Annotated in this window: 15 protein-coding genes; 6 read left to right on the top strand and 9 right to left on the bottom strand. The window is 65.1% G+C overall.

Translation table 11 applies throughout. The features are described 5' to 3' along the window. The first annotated feature begins 38 nt into the window (after positions 1–38). The 3 genes from ACOZ9V_RS17665 to ACOZ9V_RS17655 all read left to right on the top strand — a co-directional run bounded on the left by ACOZ9V_RS17665 (position 39) and on the right by ACOZ9V_RS17655 (position 3,144). Complete coding sequence (locus ACOZ9V_RS17665) at positions 39–734, top strand: hypothetical protein (protein WP_434592234.1); 696 nt, start codon at positions 39–41, stop codon at positions 732–734. Positions 735–1,175: 441 nt separating this feature from the next. Next, positions 1,176–1,844, top strand: coding sequence for a copper chaperone PCu(A)C (locus tag ACOZ9V_RS17660; RefSeq protein ID WP_434592231.1), 669 nt, complete (start codon positions 1,176–1,178; stop codon positions 1,842–1,844). Continuing rightward, positions 1,834–3,144, top strand: a complete 1,311-nt coding sequence (locus tag ACOZ9V_RS17655; RefSeq protein ID WP_434592228.1) for a Dyp-type peroxidase — start codon at positions 1,834–1,836, stop codon at positions 3,142–3,144. The genes ACOZ9V_RS17660 and ACOZ9V_RS17655 overlap by 11 nt, the downstream gene beginning before the upstream one ends. A 68-nt stretch (positions 3,145–3,212) precedes the next feature. Here ACOZ9V_RS17655 and ACOZ9V_RS17650 read toward each other — a convergent pair whose 3' ends face one another. The 6 genes from ACOZ9V_RS17650 to ACOZ9V_RS17625 all read right to left on the bottom strand — a co-directional run bounded on the left by ACOZ9V_RS17650 (position 3,213) and on the right by ACOZ9V_RS17625 (position 9,481). Continuing rightward, on the bottom strand, positions 3,213–4,115 hold the full coding sequence (locus ACOZ9V_RS17650) for a glycine betaine ABC transporter substrate-binding protein (RefSeq protein ID WP_434592225.1): 903 nt from the start codon (positions 4,113–4,115) through the stop codon (positions 3,213–3,215). A 310-nt stretch (positions 4,116–4,425) separates the two neighbouring features. Continuing rightward, positions 4,426–4,950 carry a methylated-DNA--[protein]-cysteine S-methyltransferase gene (locus ACOZ9V_RS17645; protein WP_181271521.1) on the bottom strand — a complete coding sequence of 175 codons (525 nt, stop codon included), beginning with the start codon at positions 4,948–4,950 and terminating at the stop codon, positions 4,426–4,428. Positions 4,951–5,151: 201 nt separating this feature from the next. Then, positions 5,152–6,057: a glycine betaine ABC transporter substrate-binding protein gene (locus ACOZ9V_RS17640; protein ID WP_181271520.1), complete on the bottom strand. Its 906-nt coding sequence runs from the start codon at positions 6,055–6,057 to the stop codon at positions 5,152–5,154. A 53-nt stretch (positions 6,058–6,110) separates the two neighbouring features. After that, positions 6,111–7,010 (bottom strand): ABC transporter permease, encoded by a 900-nt coding sequence (locus ACOZ9V_RS17635; RefSeq protein ID WP_181271519.1) that lies wholly within the window; start codon positions 7,008–7,010, stop codon positions 6,111–6,113. Continuing rightward, the gene (locus tag ACOZ9V_RS17630) at positions 7,010–8,320 is read right to left on the bottom strand and encodes a quaternary amine ABC transporter ATP-binding protein (protein ID WP_434592220.1); all 1,311 of its coding nucleotides are present in this window, start codon (positions 8,318–8,320) and stop codon (positions 7,010–7,012) included. The genes ACOZ9V_RS17635 and ACOZ9V_RS17630 overlap by 1 nt, the downstream gene beginning before the upstream one ends. A 351-nt stretch (positions 8,321–8,671) precedes the next feature. After that, a complete protein-coding gene (locus ACOZ9V_RS17625; RefSeq protein WP_181271517.1) occupies positions 8,672–9,481 on the bottom strand; it encodes an alpha/beta fold hydrolase in 810 nt (269 codons plus the stop codon). 48 nt (positions 9,482–9,529) lie between these two features. Here ACOZ9V_RS17625 and ACOZ9V_RS17620 point away from each other — a divergent pair, with 48 nt between their 5' ends. After that, a complete protein-coding gene (locus ACOZ9V_RS17620; RefSeq protein WP_434592217.1) occupies positions 9,530–10,432 on the top strand; it encodes a type I 3-dehydroquinate dehydratase in 903 nt (300 codons plus the stop codon). A gap of 175 nt (positions 10,433–10,607) precedes the next feature. Here the strand turns inward: ACOZ9V_RS17620 and ACOZ9V_RS17615 are convergent, their stop codons facing one another. Further along, positions 10,608–10,907, bottom strand: coding sequence for a DUF4235 domain-containing protein (locus tag ACOZ9V_RS17615; RefSeq protein ID WP_092010107.1), 300 nt, complete (start codon positions 10,905–10,907; stop codon positions 10,608–10,610). Between the two features lie 247 nt (positions 10,908–11,154). Between ACOZ9V_RS17615 and ACOZ9V_RS17610 the strand changes: the two genes are divergently transcribed. Beyond that, on the top strand, positions 11,155–11,355 hold the full coding sequence (locus ACOZ9V_RS17610; protein ID WP_139468999.1) for a hypothetical protein: 201 nt from the start codon (positions 11,155–11,157) through the stop codon (positions 11,353–11,355). A 106-nt stretch (positions 11,356–11,461) separates the two neighbouring features. Here ACOZ9V_RS17610 and ACOZ9V_RS17605 read toward each other — a convergent pair whose 3' ends face one another. Together ACOZ9V_RS17605 and ACOZ9V_RS17600 are read right to left on the bottom strand one after the other, a co-directional pair. After that, positions 11,462–12,349, bottom strand: coding sequence for an aminotransferase class IV (locus ACOZ9V_RS17605; RefSeq protein WP_181271514.1), 888 nt, complete (start codon positions 12,347–12,349; stop codon positions 11,462–11,464). Further along, complete coding sequence (locus ACOZ9V_RS17600; RefSeq protein ID WP_434592212.1) at positions 12,346–13,449, bottom strand: VIT1/CCC1 transporter family protein; 1,104 nt, start codon at positions 13,447–13,449, stop codon at positions 12,346–12,348. Before ACOZ9V_RS17600 ends, ACOZ9V_RS17605 begins: the two co-directional genes overlap by 4 nt. A gap of 475 nt (positions 13,450–13,924) precedes the next feature. Here ACOZ9V_RS17600 and ACOZ9V_RS17595 point away from each other — a divergent pair, with 475 nt between their 5' ends. Then, entirely contained in the window at positions 13,925–16,075 is a 2,151-nt protein-coding gene (locus ACOZ9V_RS17595; RefSeq protein WP_434592209.1) for a M28 family peptidase, read from the top strand. Positions 16,076–16,152: the final 77 nt, after the last annotated feature.

Below are 16,152 nucleotides of genomic sequence, written 5' to 3'. Positions count from 1 at the left end.
ATTGAGTAGAATGTGGGAGCGAGCTGAGAGGAGGGCCCATGACCGGATGGACGAAATCCGTACGTGCGCTCTTCGCTGCCCTCTTCACGACTCTCCTCGCCCTGCTCATGCACCTCGGTGCCGGTGGCGGCGTCTCGATTCCGGGCACTGTGGTCGTCTTCGTTCTCGTCCTCTGGGCGGCGATGATCGTCGCCGGCAGGCGCCTGGGCTACCTGACTCTGGCGGGCCTGCTCGGCCTCGGGCAGGTGCTCATGCACCTGACGATGAGCTGGTCTGCACACACCTTCGCTCATGCGGGGGCCCACGCGGGAACCGCTCAATCCGGAAGCGGGCAGGCCGGAGCTGCAGGTGCCGGATCCACTTCCGCCGAGGCGGCCCTCCACGCCCACGCTGGGCACATCGTGCCAGCCCCTGGCACTCTTGATCTCGGTCCTGCCGCGTCCGCGCTCGGACATGCGAGCCACGGGGCAACCTCGGTGGGGATGATCATCGCCCACGTCGTCGCCGTCCTCGTCACCGCCGTGATCCTCAAACGCGGTGAGGACATCGTCCTCAGCATTCTGCAGCTGGCACTGGGCCCGGTGATCGGCGCACTGCGAGCCCTCGACGAGGCGGCCGGAGTCCTGGCCGACGAACCGTTCCGCAAGCTCTGCGCTTCGTTCCGGGTGCCGCAGCCGGTCACATCGGCGGTGGTCGGCCCGAACTACCGCCGCGGCCCGCCCGCGTTCGGCTGACATCCCAATCGGCGTTTGCAGCGCCGACCCGCACCTGGTTTCCCGGGTGACCATCCATCTTCGGGCGACCGCCCAGACGGCGGCGCGCCGCCCCTCGGTGATAGTCGAACACGTCCGCGCACACCGCTGCGCGCAGAGGACACGTACCCGCACCCTGGCCAGCACATGCCCTGCGCACTTGCACTCGCACGAGCTGCGCGCAGGCAACTGTGACCTGCGCAAAGGCTCACGAAAGCGCTGCCGGTCAGCCGCGTTCCCTGCACACAGGCGGACGAACGCGATGCGGCTCAGCGCCCGCAGCTTCGGGCAGCAGAGACTCTGCGACCGAAGATCCTCGTCGTCTGACGGCGGGGGACACGCGGGACTGCCTGTGCCAACAGGTGACCGCGGCGCGCGCCGACATGTGCTCGACAGCACCTGAATGACGAAAGTGCAGATATCATGCGAAAGAACATCACCCTGGCCCTTGCCCTGCCCATCGCCGTCGCCATCGGCCTGGCAGGCTGCGGCCAAGACGACAGCAAGGCCGCCGGCTCGACACAGACCGACGGCGGCAGCTCCACCTCGGCGGAATCCTCGGAAAGCGCGGTCGACGCCGAAGCGCTCAGCTTCGACGGCGCATGGGTCAAGGCCGCCGACGACGGAATGACTGCGGTCTTCGGGGAGCTGAAGAACAACACCGACGCCGACATCAACCTCGTCGAGGCGAAATACGCGGACGCGGAGATGGTCGAACTCCACGAAACCGTAGGCGACGGCTCGGGCGGAATGTCCATGCAGGAGAAGAAGGGCGGCTTCACCATCCCGGCCGGGGAGAGCCTCCGCTTCGAGCCCGGAGGCGATCACATCATGATCATGGGACTGAAGAAGGCGATCAAGCCGGGCGAGCAGATCAAGCTCGATCTCGTCACCGCCGATGACGAGACCGTCGAGGTCACGGCCGTGGCCAAGGAGTACTCCGGAGCCCAGGAAGACTACGCGCCCGGTGAGGCCGAAGGCTCCAGCGACGACCACGGCGACCATGGTGAGCACGGCGACGACGGCAAACACACCGGCGCCGACAGCGAAGAGCACGAGAACTCCGACCAGGGAGACCACAGTGACCACTGAGCCTGGTTGCACCGGCTTCAGCCGCCGAGGTCTCCTGACCTCGGCGGCCGCGGCCGGCGGCGCAGGTGTCGTCGGTGCCACGGCCGGGTTCGCACTCGGCCGCGGCGCCGGGTCTCCGGGCGGGAGCGGCGGCGACGGTGGGCCGCCTCGGCGAGATCTGGACGGGGCGAACGGGCCGCAGACCGAGCCGTTCTACGGCACTCATCAATCCGGGGTCGAGACCCCGCCGCAGGCCTTCGCGCACTTCATCGCGTTCACGCTGGGGCCCGGGATCAAGGCCGCCGAAGCGGTGCGCTGGCTGCGGCTGCTCACCGCGGATGCAGCCGCGCTGACGCAGGGGCAGGCCCCGTTGGCCGACTCCGAATCCGAGCTCGCCGTCGACCCTGCCCGACTGACGGTGACCTTCGGGTTCGGATCCGAGCTGGTGGCGCTGGCCGGAAGGGAGCACGTCCCGGATTGGCTGAAGCCCTTGGAAGCGTTCTCGATCGATCGCCTCGATCAGGACCGCTGCCAGGGCGACCTGCTCCTGCAGATCTGCGGCGACGACCCGCTGACCTTGGCACATGCCAGGCGCATGCTGTTCAAGGATTCGCGATCGTTCGCCGAGGTGGCCTGGCAGCGGGACGGATTTCGACGTGCCTACGGCAGCGCAGGGGAGGGGAAGACCCAGCGGAACCTCTTCGGCCAGCTCGACGGCACTGCGAATCCTGGACCCGGATCCGAGGACTTCGCGCGGACCATCTGGGGGCAGGGCACCGAGACCGCGAATCCGGTGTTCTCCGCCCGCGGGGAGCCGCCGGCCGACCTCGGTGCGCATCTGCCGGTGTGGATGCGCGGGGGAACGACGCTGGTTCTGCGCGATATCGCGATGAACCTCGACACCTGGGATCAGGCCGACCGACCGGCACGGGAGTTCGCGGTCGGGCGGACCATGGGCACCGGGGCACCGCTGTCGGGTGAGGACGAGTTCGACGTCCCGGACTTCACCGCCGTCGATCAGCGCGGACTGACGAAGATCTCACAGGTCGCGCATATCGCCCGGGCCCGCGACGGACTGGGTCCGGAGGTGCAGATCCACCGGCGCACGTTCAACTACGAGACCGGTGCGGGTGGGGATTCGGGGCTGCTGTTCGCGTCGTTCCAGGCCGATATCGAACGGCAGTTCCTGCCGATCCAGCGCCGACTCGCCGAGGTGGACCTGCTCAACGAATGGACGACCCCGATCGGGTCGACCGTGTGGGCGATCCCGCCCGGAGCGACCGAGGACGGGTACGTCGGGCAGGAATTGTTCGACGGCTGAGAAAGCGGCGCGGCCGCCGGACCCGCAGAAGCGGGGGCGGCGGCCGCACCGTATGTTCGCGCAGCGGCTCAGTCGGTGATCTCGGAGTCGAAGGCCTTCGGATTGTCCTTGACCCACTGGTCGACGGCGTCGCCTTCCTGGCCCTCTTTGTATTCGTTGACGATGAGGTCCTCGAGCTCACCGTACGTCTTGTCGTCGAGCTTGATCCCCTTGATGAGCTCCGACGCCTCAGGGAACTCGTCGCTGAAGCCCTCGGTACCGAGGAAGTGCATCTTCTCCGGATCGCCCATGGCGTTCTTCGGATCCTTGAGCTCCTTGACGTCGTAGGCATTGTTCGCCCAGAACGGACGCCACAGGGTGACGACGATGTCGTCCTGCGCATCGATGGCATTGCCCAGCTCGGTGAGCATGGCCGGGGTCGAGGAGGTGACGAGTTCGAAGTCCTTCTCGAGGTCGTAGGCAGGCATCATCGAATCCTTCGTCACCTTGGTGAGACCGGCTCCGGGCTCGATGCCGACGATCTTGCCGTCGAACTCGTCGGCATTGTCTTTGAGCTCATCCATCGAATCGATGTCGACATAGTCGGGCACGACGATCGTGTTCTGCGCCTTGTCGTAATAGGTGCTGATGTCCTCGATCTTGTCGCCGTACTCATCCATGTACTGCTTGTGGGTCTTCTCCGGCCAGGCGGAGGGGTAGATGTCGATGTCGCCGTTCGCCACTCCCGCATAGAGGATCGCGGCCTCGGAGATCGTCTTCAGCTCGGGCTCGTATCCCAGCTTCTCGAGCTGGTCCTCGAGCAGGAACGCGGTGCTGCGGCTGTCGGACCACGAAGAGATGTAGCCGATCTTGATTGTGCCCTTGTCGCCGTCGGAGCCGGAGTCCTTGCTGGCTTCCTGGGAGCACCCGGTCAGGGCGAGACCCAGGGCCGCGCAGGCGGCGACGACGGTGGTGATTGTGCGTGACTTCATCAGTTTCCTCTTCGCGGTGGCTGCTCGAGCGCGGTGAAACCGCCGACTCTGGCAATTCCGATCGTCCGAGCAGGAACATGTGAATGCAGGATCATTTGTGATCACAAAAGTTGGTACGGCAATGTAATCACATTATTCGCGTAACTTCCAGTGGCGTCCTCCAGATCTGCCGTGGCCCCCGACCGGTGTCCGGAGAGCTCCGCCCGGCGGACAGCTGAATGCGGCAGACTACCGGCACGGAACGGGACCAAAACGAGCCCGGTGCGGGACCGAAGCGAGCCAGACGCGGGCCAAGAACGCTTCGGCAGCGTCAGAACAGGGGCTGCGGCAGGGCGTCTTCGAACTCGAGGAGACGCCGCTTGGTCTCGAGCTCGTGCCCGGGCAGCCCGCCCGAATACCCGCCGAGTCCGTCACCGGCGACAACACGATGGCAGGGGACGATGATCGGGATCGGATTGAGTCCCATGATTCCGCCGACGGCACGCGCCGGAATCCCGGTTCCGCTGGCTTCGGCGAGCTGTCCGTAGGTGACCGTGGTCCCTGCCGGGACCTCTTCGGCCAAGGTCGTCAAAACGGTCCTCGCGACGTCCGAGATCTGACCGAAGTCCACGGGCAGGTCGAAATCGCCGAGGCGGCCGTCGAAGTACGCTCGCAACTGGGCGACCGCCTCGACGAGGGTCGGATCCGAGGCGGCGGCCGTCTCGGTGGGGATCGGATCGGCGGCGTCGGTCGCCTCGGCGGAAATGTGCCATTCGAGTCGGACGATGGACCGGCCGTCGCTGGTCACAGTGAGGGGGCCGACGAAAGTGTCGACGGTTGCCGAATCGGTCGTCATGGGATGTCCTCCGTCCGGGCCGGCACACCGAAAACGGTGTCAACGGCGATTCTCAGCCGAGTCTACTCACAAAGCAGTGCCCTCCCGACTCGTCCGAGTCGGAAGGGCACAGCATTTCATGACCGCACGCCGGGCAATGGGGAAGCCCGCAGCTGAGCCGACGATGTCGTCCTCAGTGCGGCTGCTGCCGCGGCGTCAGGATCACTTCTCGTCCGGCAGCTCACCTTCGTAGGCGTCGGGGTTGGCCTTCAGCCACTCGGCGATGGCCTTTTTGCCATCATCCTTGTACTTGTTGACGACCAGGTCCTCGAGGTCTCCGTACTGCTTGTCATCCATCTTGATCTTCCCGACGTAGTCAGCAGCGTCGGAGAACTCTTCGCCGAAGCCCTTGGTCGCGGTGAAGTGGAGTTTCTCGGGGTCTCCCATCGCACCCTTCGGGTCCTCGAGGTCCTTGACCGGGTACTCGTTATTGGCCCAGAACGGACGCCACAGGGTGACGACGATGTCCTTCTCCGCGTCGGTCGCATTGCCGAGCTCGGTGAGCATGGCAGCGGTCGAGGAGGTGACGAGCTCGTATTCGTCGTCGAGACCGTATTCGGGAATCATCGCCTTGGTGGCCTTCGTCAGACCGGCTCCGGGCTCGATTCCGATGATCTCGCCGCCGAAGTCCTTGCCCTTGCCCTTGAGGTCCTCGATCGAGTTGATGTCCTTCATGTACTTCGGGACGGCGATCGTGAGGACGGCATTGTCGTAGTAGGCGCCGAGGTCTTCGAGGTCGTCACCGTACTCATCGATGTACTGCTTGTGCGTGACCTCGGGCCACGAGGACGGATACATGTCGATATCGCCGTTGGCGACACCGGCGTAGAGGACGGCCGCGTCGTTGAAGGTCTGGGTCTCGACGTTGTAGCCCATCTTCTCCAACTGATCTTCGAGCAGGAGCGAGATGCTCTGGCCGTCGGTCCAGCCGGTGACGTAGCCGAGTTTGATGTCGCCCTTGTCGCCGCCTTCGCCACCGTCCTTCGATGCTTCCTGTGAGCAACCGGTCAGGGCAAGGCCGAGGGCTGCGACCGCAGCGACTATCGGGGTGAGGAATCTTCTCTTCATTGTGTGTTCCCTTTCTCTAGTGATCGACTATTCAGACTGTGTGGTCCATCGACTCAGGCGGCTGCCGCAGCCGCCTTGTTCTTCGCGCTGCGACGACGCATCCCCGCAACCAGCGAGTGCGGGTAGTCCTTCGCGTTGCCCAGGGCTGCGGTGACGCGATCGAGGTAGACCGCGATGATCACGACACCGAGTCCGGCTTCGACACCGAGCGGCAGGTTCTGGGTGGCGATCGCTTCGACGACGTTCTTTCCGAGTCCGTCGGCGCCGACCATGCCGGCGATGACGGCCATCGCCAGTGCGAGCATGATGACCTGGTTGATGCCGGCCATGATCGTCGGGGTGGCCAAGGGCAGCTGGACTCCGCGGAGGATCTGGCCGGGAGTCGCACCGAAGGACTGTCCGGCTTCGACCGTCTCCGAATCGACCCCGCGGATGCCGAGCTCGGTGAACCGCACACCCGGGGGCAGAGCGAAGATCACCGTGGCCACGAGGCCGGGAACGACGCCGATGCCGAAGAAGGTGACTGCCGGGATGAGGTAGACGAATGCCGGCATCGTCTGCATGAAGTCGAGGATCGGTTTGATGACCGCCGAGGCTCTGTTGCTGCGCGCGGCCAGAATGCCGACCGGGACGGCGATGATGATAGCGATGACAGCGGCGATGATGATCAGCGCCAGGGTCTGCATCGCGGCCACCCATTGGTCCATCGTCATGATGAAGAACAGGGTGATGAGCGTGCCCACGGCCATCTGCCACGAGCGGAAGATCCAGCCGATGAGCGCCAGCAGAATGATGATGACGAGCGGGTGGAGGTCGACGAGTACGTCGGTGAGGACTTCGATGAGGAAGTTGAACAGCCAGGTGACGGCGTCGAAGAACCATGCGACGTTGTCTTTGAGCCAGTCGAATACGGTGTCGACCCAGGCTCCGATCGGAATTCGGATGTTCTCCATCAGCTCTCACTCCTTTCGCCGGTGGCCTGCGGTGCGACTGCATCATCGCCTTCGGCGAGTACTTGGTCGATGATTCCGGTGTCGACCGGCTCGGGCCAGTCTTCGGCAGCGGCTTCCGTCGAGGCCTCGTCGTTGCCGTTCTGCGTGCCGAGCGCGGCGAGCAGGGTGGCTCGGGGGACGACGCCGACGAGTTCGCCGTCCGCGTCGGTGACGGGCACCGGCAAAGGCATCTCCGCGGTCGGGAGGAAGAGATCGATGAGCAGGTCGTCCGGAGATGCGGGGTGGGCGACCGGTTTGATGATCTCGTCGAGAGTCGTGGCACCTGTCCGGATGTGTTCGATGCAGTCGCGGTCGCTGACGAGGCCGAGGAACTTCCTGTCCCTGTCCGTGACGTACACGCCTGAGGCGCCGTTGTCGCGCATGGTGCGCAGTGCAACTCGGGGACCGTTCTGATTGCTCACGGTCTGCCGAGCCTTCTCCATGACGTTGTTGGCAGTCAGCACGCGGGCCCGGTCGACGTCGTGGACGAACTGTGCCACGTAGTCGTTGGCCGGGTCGGTGAGGATGTCCTCCGGGGTGCCGACCTGGACGATGCGTCCGTTGCGCATCACCGCGATCCGGTCACCGAGGAACATCGCCTCATTGAGGTCGTGGGTGATGAAGATGATGGTCTTCTTCAGCTCCCGCTGCAGTTCGACGAGCTGTTCCTGCATCTCGCGCCGGATCAGCGGGTCGAGGGCGGAGAAGGCTTCGTCCATGAGGAGGATATCGGTTTCTGCCGCCAGCGCGCGGGCCAGGCCGACGCGCTGCTGCATACCGCCGGAGAGCTGCTCGGGGAACTTGTCGCCCCAGCCTTCGAGGCCGACGGCCTTGAGCCAACGGTCGGCGGCCTTGTCCCGCTCCGCCTTCGCGACTCCGCGGATCTCGAGCGCATAGGCGGCGTTGTCGCGGACGGTGCGGTGCGGGAGCAGTGCGAAGTGCTGGAACACCATCGAGATGTGTTCGCTGCGGACATTGCGCAGTGCGGCCGGATCGATCTTCGCGATGTCGGTGCCCAGCACCTCGACGGATCCGGCGGTGGGTGCCCAGAGTCCGTTGAGAGTGCGGATCAGGGTCGACTTGCCCGAGCCTGACAGGCCCATGACGACGAAGATCTCGCCGGCCTCGACTTCGAAGCTCGCATCGATGACGGCGGCGGTTCCGAGTTTTGTCAGATCATCTCGGTCGGCGCCCTCTTGAAGTCGTTTGACGACTTCGTTTTCGCGCTTTCCGAAAACTTTGTAGACGTGTGACGCTTTGACAACGCTCACGTGCTTCCTCCTTGCATTCTTGGCAGTCCGCAAGAACGAGAGGCTTCACCCCCGTTTGCACGGTTCGGTGCTCGCAGATCAGATCCGAATAGCTCAATTGCGCACGCGCCTCACCGCACACGGATATCTGATCCACCATTGTAGTTTTGTTCAGGGTTTTCGGTAGAGATCTTGTTGGGATTATGCGGCGCGTCGCCCTTGACTAGCGCTCTGACCTGGGCAAACAGATGTTCGTGCGTTACTTGATTGTTATAATCATCGATTGGAGCATGTAGGTATGCCGTTAATGGATTTGATACCGGATATGGGATTTTGATGCAGTAGGCGGCCTTGCCTCCGGAATTCCTGCCTTCAGGAATTCTGCAGCGATTCCGTGAGGAATCGGACCACGGCCGGAGTGACCACCTCGGCGAATTCTTCGAAGAATCCGTGTCGGCCGTCCGGCAGAATCAGCAGCTGAGATCCGGGGATGCGCTCGTGGAGGATGCGGGCGTTCCCGACCGGGTTCATCCGATCGGCATCGCCGTGCATGATCAGCGTCGGGGCGGAGATCTCGGGCAGCCGGTCCCAGGCATTGTGATTGGCGCTCACGCGCAGATGGGCGGATGACTCGGCCGCCGTCATCGTGTCGTCGCCGAGCATCTTGCTGTACTCCGCTGATACCGTCCATTCGGGGGTGTAGAAGAGGTCGAAGAGGTACTGCGTGTGCTCGTCACCACGCAGCCTCGCCAGAGCTTGGCCGACCTCACGCGGACGCTTGACGGCATGCGGCCCGCCGGGCGAGGTGCACCCGAGGACCAGAGCGCTCACCCGCTCCGGATGGTTGAGTGCCAGCATCTGCGAGATCCGCCCGCCCATGGACGTGCCGTAGATCGCGGCCCGGTCCGCGCCGAGGTGGTCGAGCACGTCCACGGCATCTTCGGCGAAGCTCGCTGTCGACAGTTCCCCGAGCTCACCCCGGCTGCCGCCCGTTCCGCGATAGTCGAACGTGATTGTGCGGAAGTCCGGTTCGACGTCCCCGCGCAGATCGTCCCACCACTCGTGCGAATTCGACTGGCCCTGCAGGAGGAGCAGTGCAGGAGCGTCCTCCGGCCCGCTGACCTGGACCTCGAGGGGGAAGCCATCGCGTGCGCTGATCCTGCCCACCTGCTTCGTCTCCACCCGTGTCCTCCTGCCCGCGCGCGCCTGGTCACCGCCTACGCTTGAGAAATGAAATCCTTGCCGTTCCTCAATCCTGCCGCAGGATCGCCCGCGGTGCGCAATCCTGGGCGACCTGCCGTCATCGTGCCGACACAGGCAATCGATGCAGATGAGCTCACTGCCGAATGCGCCGCGGCCGCCGCGACTGGAATCGTCGACGCCGTCGAATGGCGCATCGATCCGCTGCTCGTCGTCGCCTCCGGTCCTGCGCAGGGTGGGGTGCGCACGAGTGTGCACAGCCTCGCCGAGGCGGCCCTTCGCCTGCTTCCGAGTGCACTCACAGCGGGGTTGCCGATCCTCCTGACCGTCCGCACCGGATTCGAGGGCGGGCAGGTGGAGATCACCGAGGACGACTACGCCGAGGTGGTGCGGGAACTCATCGCCGGGGTCGCCGACGTCGAGGCAGACGCCGGAACTGCTGCCGGCACCGGTCCCACCGGCACCGCCGCCTCGGGCGTTCCCGGCAGCGCATCATCGGGCGTTCCCGTGGCCATCGACGTTGAGATCGATCGGGCCGCGTCGGTCTCCCTTATCGCCTCGGCGCAGGAAGCGGGCGTGCCCGTCGTCGCTTCGCACCACAATTTCGAGTCCACGGACTCACCCGAGCGCCTGCTGAAGACGTTCGCTGCGATGGGTGAGGCCGGTGCTGATGTGGCCAAGGTGGCGATGATGCCGCAGGCGCCGGCCGATGTTCTGCGTCTCCTGGAGGCGACTGCCGCGGCGGATGCCTCGCTGCCGGTTCCCGTGCTCGGAATCTCGATGGGATCGTTGGGCCGGACGAGCAGGATCATGGGAGCCGACTTCGGCAGCTGCGCCACATTCGCGCAGATCGGTCAGGCTTCGGCGCCGGGGCAGGTCGAGGCATCGGTCCTCGCCGAGATCCTCGACCGCGTCGGACCTAGGTGTGGATGAGCGGCCTCAAAGTTCATACGCAGTGATCTTGATCGGGGCGTATGAATTTCTGACTCGCGTTTGCTGGCGGGCCGGGCTCAACCGGCAGATTTCGCCAGGGAAGCAGACGGCCCGCGAAGCATGAGCTTCGCGGGCCGCTTCGCTGCTGCAGAAGCAGCAGAAGGTCAGCGGAAGATCAGTCAGTGACCTCTTCGATCTGCTTGCGGAACTTCTTCGGCAGGGCCTCATCGCCGAAGTTGTTTCGCACGGTGTTCGCGGCGATGCGCTGAACCACGAGCTGAGCCACGGCCACACCGACACCGGAGACGATCGTCCAGGCCAGGGCCTCGGACATCGAGATCTCGTCATCGACGGGGTTCGACGGCGCCGGGCGCTTCGTCGACTTCTCCCACGCGAAGGTCAGGGTCTTGCGAGCGACGAATGCAGCTGCGATAGGCGCTCCCACGCCGATGATCTGCCAAGCGAGCTTTCCCATGCTCGTGTCCTTTCCTTTGAATATTGAGTCCCACGACTCTTACGAGACGCGGGAACGTATTCCGTCGAAGTCAACACTAACGCAGGACGATGCGCGCGAGGCCACCCGAGATTGAACGAGGTCGAGAAAGTTCGCTCATTTCATACTTTTGGGGGATGTGCCGGGCAGACCGGGGGAGATAGCGTGAGAGCACGCTTCGATCGGGCAAGGGAAGGTCTGGGTCGAAACGTGAAGAGAAAGGCACACGATGCTGAGGAAGTGGAAGACGCGCGTCGTCACCGGACTGTTCGTCTGTGGCGCCCTCGGATTCCTGCTTGCGCTGCTGCCGGGAATGTCCGGCGTCTTCTGGCCGGTGTGGCTGATCAGCTGCGCCGCCTGCATCCTCGGGCTCGTTCTCGCCTTCACTCTCCCCTCGGCGAAACCCGCCGACGCTCTGCCCCGAGCCTGAGGGCTCGGGGCAGCGCATCCCCGAAGGCGCCCAGAGTCCGGCCACCCCGGGGCAGCGTATCCCCGAAGGCGCCTGCCGCCGCTCGGAGCCGGCGGCTCCCACGGCCTCACCGTCCGCGGATGATCTCCTGGAACCTGTCAGTCAGAGTCTGATCGACTGAGATCGCGTTCCCGTCGAGTTCGCGCAGCGCGACCGCCGTGCGCATCGACGAGACGTACCAAGCCCCATCCGCCGCCTTGACGTCGTCGAGGCTCAGGTCGGCATATTCGGCGCTCAGGCCCAGTTCCTCCGCATGATCGAAGATCAGGCGCTGCGTCGTTCCCGACAGCAGGCCCGCCTCCGGATTCGGAGTGAGCAGGTGGTCGCCTCGGCGGATGATGAGATTCGCGGTCGGTCCTTCGAGCACGATTCCGTCATGGGAGACGAAAAGCGCCTCATCGGCGTCGTTGGCCGCGGCATAGCGGCCGGCGGCCTGATTGACCGCATAGGACAGAGTCTTCGCGCCGATGAGCAGCCACGGTGCCTTGCTGCCGATATAGGCGTCGAATCCGCGGTCGAGGCTGACGGCGGTGACACCTTGCTCCCGAGCTGTACGGATGTGGTCGTCCACGGGCACGGGAAAGGCCCACCCGCGGCCCCGGAAATCTCCGTTCGCGTCCTGCTCCCCGCGGGAGAGGGCGTAGCGGATCCCGAACTCGACATTCTCGGGATCGGCGGCGGCCACCTCGGCGATGAGGGAATCGATGACCCGATCCCACAGTCCTTGGTCGGGATCGGGCAGATCCAGCGCCGAGGCGGATGCGCGGAACCGGGTGAAGTGCCGTTCCCGTGACACCACGGTGGCACCGTGCGCACCCACGCTCACCAGTACGGTTTCGAAGATCCCGTCCCCGCGATGAGCGGAGAGGTCCGTGACGGGCAGTTGGGCGGAACGCAGGTCGGTGAGTTCGAACGTGCCGGTAGCGGGGTTGACGAGGATGAGCGGATCGGTCATGCGGTACCTCCGAAGAGCAGGCCGAGGGCGTAGGTCACGGCAGCGGCACCGAAGCCGATGCCGAGTTGGCGCAGGGCGCGGGGGCCGGGCGATTTGCCGGAGAGCAGTCCGACGATGCCGCCGGTGAACAGCAGCGCGATGCCGACGAGGCCGGCGGACAGGAACACGGCGGGCAGCCCGGACATGCCGAAGATGTAGGGCAGGATCGGGATGAGCGCGCCGGAGGAGAAGAAGCAGAAGCTTGAAAGGGCGGCGCCGAGGCCGGTGCCCAGTTCGTCACGGTCGACTTCGGAGTCGAGGTTCGGCAGCCTCGGTGCCTGTTTGTTCTTCGCCGCGGCGATCGTGCGGTTGGCGCGGGCCTCGGCTTCGCGGGCTTCCATTCCGCGGGCGCGGAAGACGAGAGCGAGCTCGTTGGCGTCGATGTTGAGGTCGGCCAGAGCGTGCCGGGACTCGGGGTCCGGGGTGGAGGCGTCGAGGAGTTCGCGCTGGGAGCGCACCGAGATGTATTCGCCGGCTCCCATCGACAGGGCTCCGGCGAGCAGTCCGGACACGCCGGTGAGCAGGATGACGGTGTTCGAGACTCCAGCCGCGCCGACACCGAGGACGAGGGCGAGGTTCGAGACCAAGCCGTCGTTGGCACCGAAGACGGCGGCACGGAAGTTCCCCGACAGGCGGGCGCGGGAACGGGCGGCCAGGGCACGGACCACCTCGGCGTGGATGCGTTCATCGGCGGCCATCTCGGCCGAGGCGGCTTCGTCTTCGTCATACGGCGAACTCGTCTCAGACTGCTGAGCCAGGGCGAGGACGAACACGGAGCCGAACATGCGGCCGAGGAACGCCAGGCAGCGGGTGACGAGATCGGCGGAGCGGCGCTTCTGGGCGTGTTCACCGAGGAGGGAGATCCAATGCTCCTGATGCCGGGATTCCGCTGCGGCGAGGCTGAGCAGGATCTCGCGGTCTTCGCCCTTGCGGCGTTCGGCGAGGTTGCGATACACCCGTTCCTCGAGCCGCTCGTTGGCGAGGTAGCGCTGCCAGCGGCGAATGGTCCGCCGGTCGGGGGAGGCGGGCGGAGTCGCACCTGCGGAGTCATTGGTCGTCACTGGTCCAAGTCTAGTCGTGCGGTCTGATTCCGGCACGGGCGGCCGTGAGGGGGCTGAGAAGACGGGCCGGGTTGCGCGGTGCGATGCGCGGGCAGGCAGCAGGTGAGGCCGGGGCGTCGCGGGAGTGACCGGTGGTGCGGCCGCAGTCGCCGCAGAGAATCCGCATGTGAACCGCAGACAGTCCGCGCGTGCGAAATCAATCAGTGACCGGTTGTTATCAATTCGTAACATGAAAGCCCGCTGGGGTGCGTTAGATTAATGACCAATGTGAGTTGTGTCACCGTTTCGTTATAGAAGCATGTGATTCGTTACCAACGACGAATCATGGCGAAGCGTCAGAATCGAGCTTCCCCGCAAGTGCAGCCGTAGAGAGGCCGACACCGGTATGGCCGAGGAGCCATACCCTGGCGGTCGCTTCCGGTGCGCCGTCATGTGCGATTCCTCTGGACACAGACAAAGGAGCGAAAGGAACTCCATGAAGTTGCGCACGAAGAGCTGGCTGGCGGTCACCGCCACGGCCGGACTGGTCCTCGGCGGGGTGAGCCCGGCACTGGCGGCGGGCACCGCGGGGCCGACTGAACACACCGATATGGGCGTCAACGGCGACGCCGTGATGGAACATCTGCAGAAGATCTCCGACATCTCCACCTCGCATGCGGATGAAGGATTCCGCGCGCTGGGCACGCCCGGCTACGAAGAAGCCGTGGAATACGTCGAATCCACCCTCGAGGCGACCGGTGCCTTCGATGTGAAGCGTCAGGCCTTCGAGCACGAACAGCAGAAGGACGGCACGGTCGAGGTTGTCGTCGACGGCGAGAAGGTCGATGTCAACACCGCAAGCTACACCGAGGCGACCGAAGAACCGCTGACTGGCATACCTGTGGTCCTGCCGGTCGATGATGACAACAGCGACCTTGCGGGCGGGCAGCTCGGCTGCTCTGCCGATGATTACGATGAGTCTGCTGAAGGCGCGCTCGTCCTCGCCTCCCGCGGAGAGTGCTCATTCGGTGAGAAGGCGCAGGCCGCCACCGATGCCGGTGCCGCCGCGCTCATCATCTACAACAATGACGCCGACAATCCCGACGAGGAGCTCAACGCCACCCTCGGCGAGCGGATTGAGAACGGCACCCCGACCGTGACGGTGACCTACAAGGTCGGCCAGGATCTCCTTTCCAAGGTCGAGGACGCAGCGGAGGCCGAGGGCGCGACTGAGAACGCCGGCACCGAGCTCGGCAACGGCCTCGCCGGCGGAGGCGAGGCGAGTGAAGCCGACGACGCCGACGAAACGACGGGCGACGAAGCTGAGGCCGGCAACGATGCCGCAGCGGCCGCCGTGCTCACGGCCGACTTCACGCTCGAGACCGAGTATGTGACCTCGACGACATGGAACGTCATCGCCGAGACCAAGGCGGGCGACCACGATAACGTCCAGATGTTCGGTGCCCACCTCGACGGTGTCGCAGAAGGCCCCGGCGTCAACGACAACGGTTCGGGATCTGCGGCGCTGCTCGCTTCCGCCGAGGCACTCGCGAAACAGCCGACCGATGTCGACAACGCCATCCGATTCGGTTGGTGGGGAGCCGAGGAAGAGGGACTCGTCGGTTCGACACACTACGTGGAGAGCCTCGACGATGCCGAGCTGGGCAAGATCAAGTCGTACATGAACTTCGACATGATCGGTTCCGACAACTACATCGTCGGCACGCTCGACTCCGACGGCTCAGATGTGCCGATTCCCGACGGCGTCAACGTCCCCGAAGGGTCGGCCGAACTCGAGAAGGTCTTCACCGACTACTTCGCCGATATCGACCAGCCCAACGTCGGCACCGACTTCTCCGGACGCTCGGACTACCAGGCGTTCATCGACAACGGCATCCCGGCCAGCGGCCTGTTCTCCGGCGCCGACGGTACGAAGACCGCCGAGGAAGCTGAGATGTTCGGCGGCACCGTCGGTGAGAAGCACGACACGAACTACCACCAGTCCACGGACACGATCGAGAACGTGAGCAAGGAATCCATCGACATCTTCGCTCCCGCCATCGGCTTCGCCGTCCACACGCTGGCCTATGACCTCACCGACGCGCCGACGGATCCTCCCACCGATCCGACGACTCCGCCCACGGATCCCACTGATCCGCCCACGGAGACGCCGACCGAGGCTCCTGATGAGCGGGCTCTGAGCATCGATCCGAAGACGATCGAGGCGCCGGACTTCGTCAGCGAGAAGGGAGTCCAGGTCGCGGTCACCGGCTGCACCGCCGACTCCACCGCGACGATGACGGTGACCCCGAACAACGGGAAGATCGAGAAGTTCGAACAGACTGCCGAAGTCGGCGCCGACGGCACCGCTCGATTCGGAGTCCGCGGGCTCGATGCGTCGATGGTCGACAGCTACATCGGAACCTACGACGTCACGGTCGACTGTGAAGGCGGGGATCCGCTGACCGGATCCTTCGAGGTCGTCGCCGAGGGTGACGGGCCGGGTGCCGGTGACGGCGGCAACGGTGGCGGCGGAGGAGATCTGCCGCGCACCGGTAACGAAGCCCTGCCGCTGATCCTCTCGGCCGGAGCGCTCATCGTTCTCGGTCTGGCGATGACTCTGGGTTCACGCCGCCGCCGCAGCTGAGCGGCAGCCGAGACGACGTGCCCTGATCGGCACGAGCGGCCCGACGTGGGCCGGTGACTGGAGGCGGTCGCCGGCCC

The sequence above is a fragment of the Brevibacterium sp. 1718 genome (assembly GCF_051131255.1).
Taxonomy (GTDB): domain Bacteria; phylum Actinomycetota; class Actinomycetes; order Actinomycetales; family Brevibacteriaceae; genus Brevibacterium; species Brevibacterium sediminis.
Note: the sequence above shows the minus strand (reverse complement) of the source record. Positions and strands in the feature narration are given on the sequence as shown.

What these genes read in the sequence shown, in the direction of transcription:
- ACOZ9V_RS17620 (WP_434592217.1), top strand. Translation starts at nt 9,530, where the DNA reads ATGAAATCCTTGCCGTTCCTCAATCCTGCCGCAGGATCGCCCGCGGTG.
- ACOZ9V_RS17660 (WP_434592231.1), top strand. Translation starts at nt 1,176, where the DNA reads ATGCGAAAGAACATCACCCTGGCCCTTGCCCTGCCCATCGCCGTCGCC.
- ACOZ9V_RS17640 (WP_181271520.1), bottom strand. Translation starts at nt 6,057, where the DNA reads ATGAAGAGAAGATTCCTCACCCCGATAGTCGCTGCGGTCGCAGCCCTC.
- ACOZ9V_RS17650 (WP_434592225.1), bottom strand. Translation starts at nt 4,115, where the DNA reads ATGAAGTCACGCACAATCACCACCGTCGTCGCCGCCTGCGCGGCCCTG.
- ACOZ9V_RS17645 (WP_181271521.1), bottom strand. Translation starts at nt 4,950, where the DNA reads ATGACGACCGATTCGGCAACCGTCGACACTTTCGTCGGCCCCCTCACT.
- ACOZ9V_RS17595 (WP_434592209.1), top strand. Translation starts at nt 13,925, where the DNA reads ATGAAGTTGCGCACGAAGAGCTGGCTGGCGGTCACCGCCACGGCCGGA.
- ACOZ9V_RS17635 (WP_181271519.1), bottom strand. Translation starts at nt 7,010, where the DNA reads ATGGAGAACATCCGAATTCCGATCGGAGCCTGGGTCGACACCGTATTC.
- ACOZ9V_RS17605 (WP_181271514.1), bottom strand. Translation starts at nt 12,349, where the DNA reads ATGACCGATCCGCTCATCCTCGTCAACCCCGCTACCGGCACGTTCGAA.
- ACOZ9V_RS17615 (WP_092010107.1), bottom strand. Translation starts at nt 10,907, where the DNA reads ATGGGAAAGCTCGCTTGGCAGATCATCGGCGTGGGAGCGCCTATCGCA.
- ACOZ9V_RS17610 (WP_139468999.1), top strand. Translation starts at nt 11,155, where the DNA reads ATGCTGAGGAAGTGGAAGACGCGCGTCGTCACCGGACTGTTCGTCTGT.
- ACOZ9V_RS17665 (WP_434592234.1), top strand. Translation starts at nt 39, where the DNA reads ATGACCGGATGGACGAAATCCGTACGTGCGCTCTTCGCTGCCCTCTTC.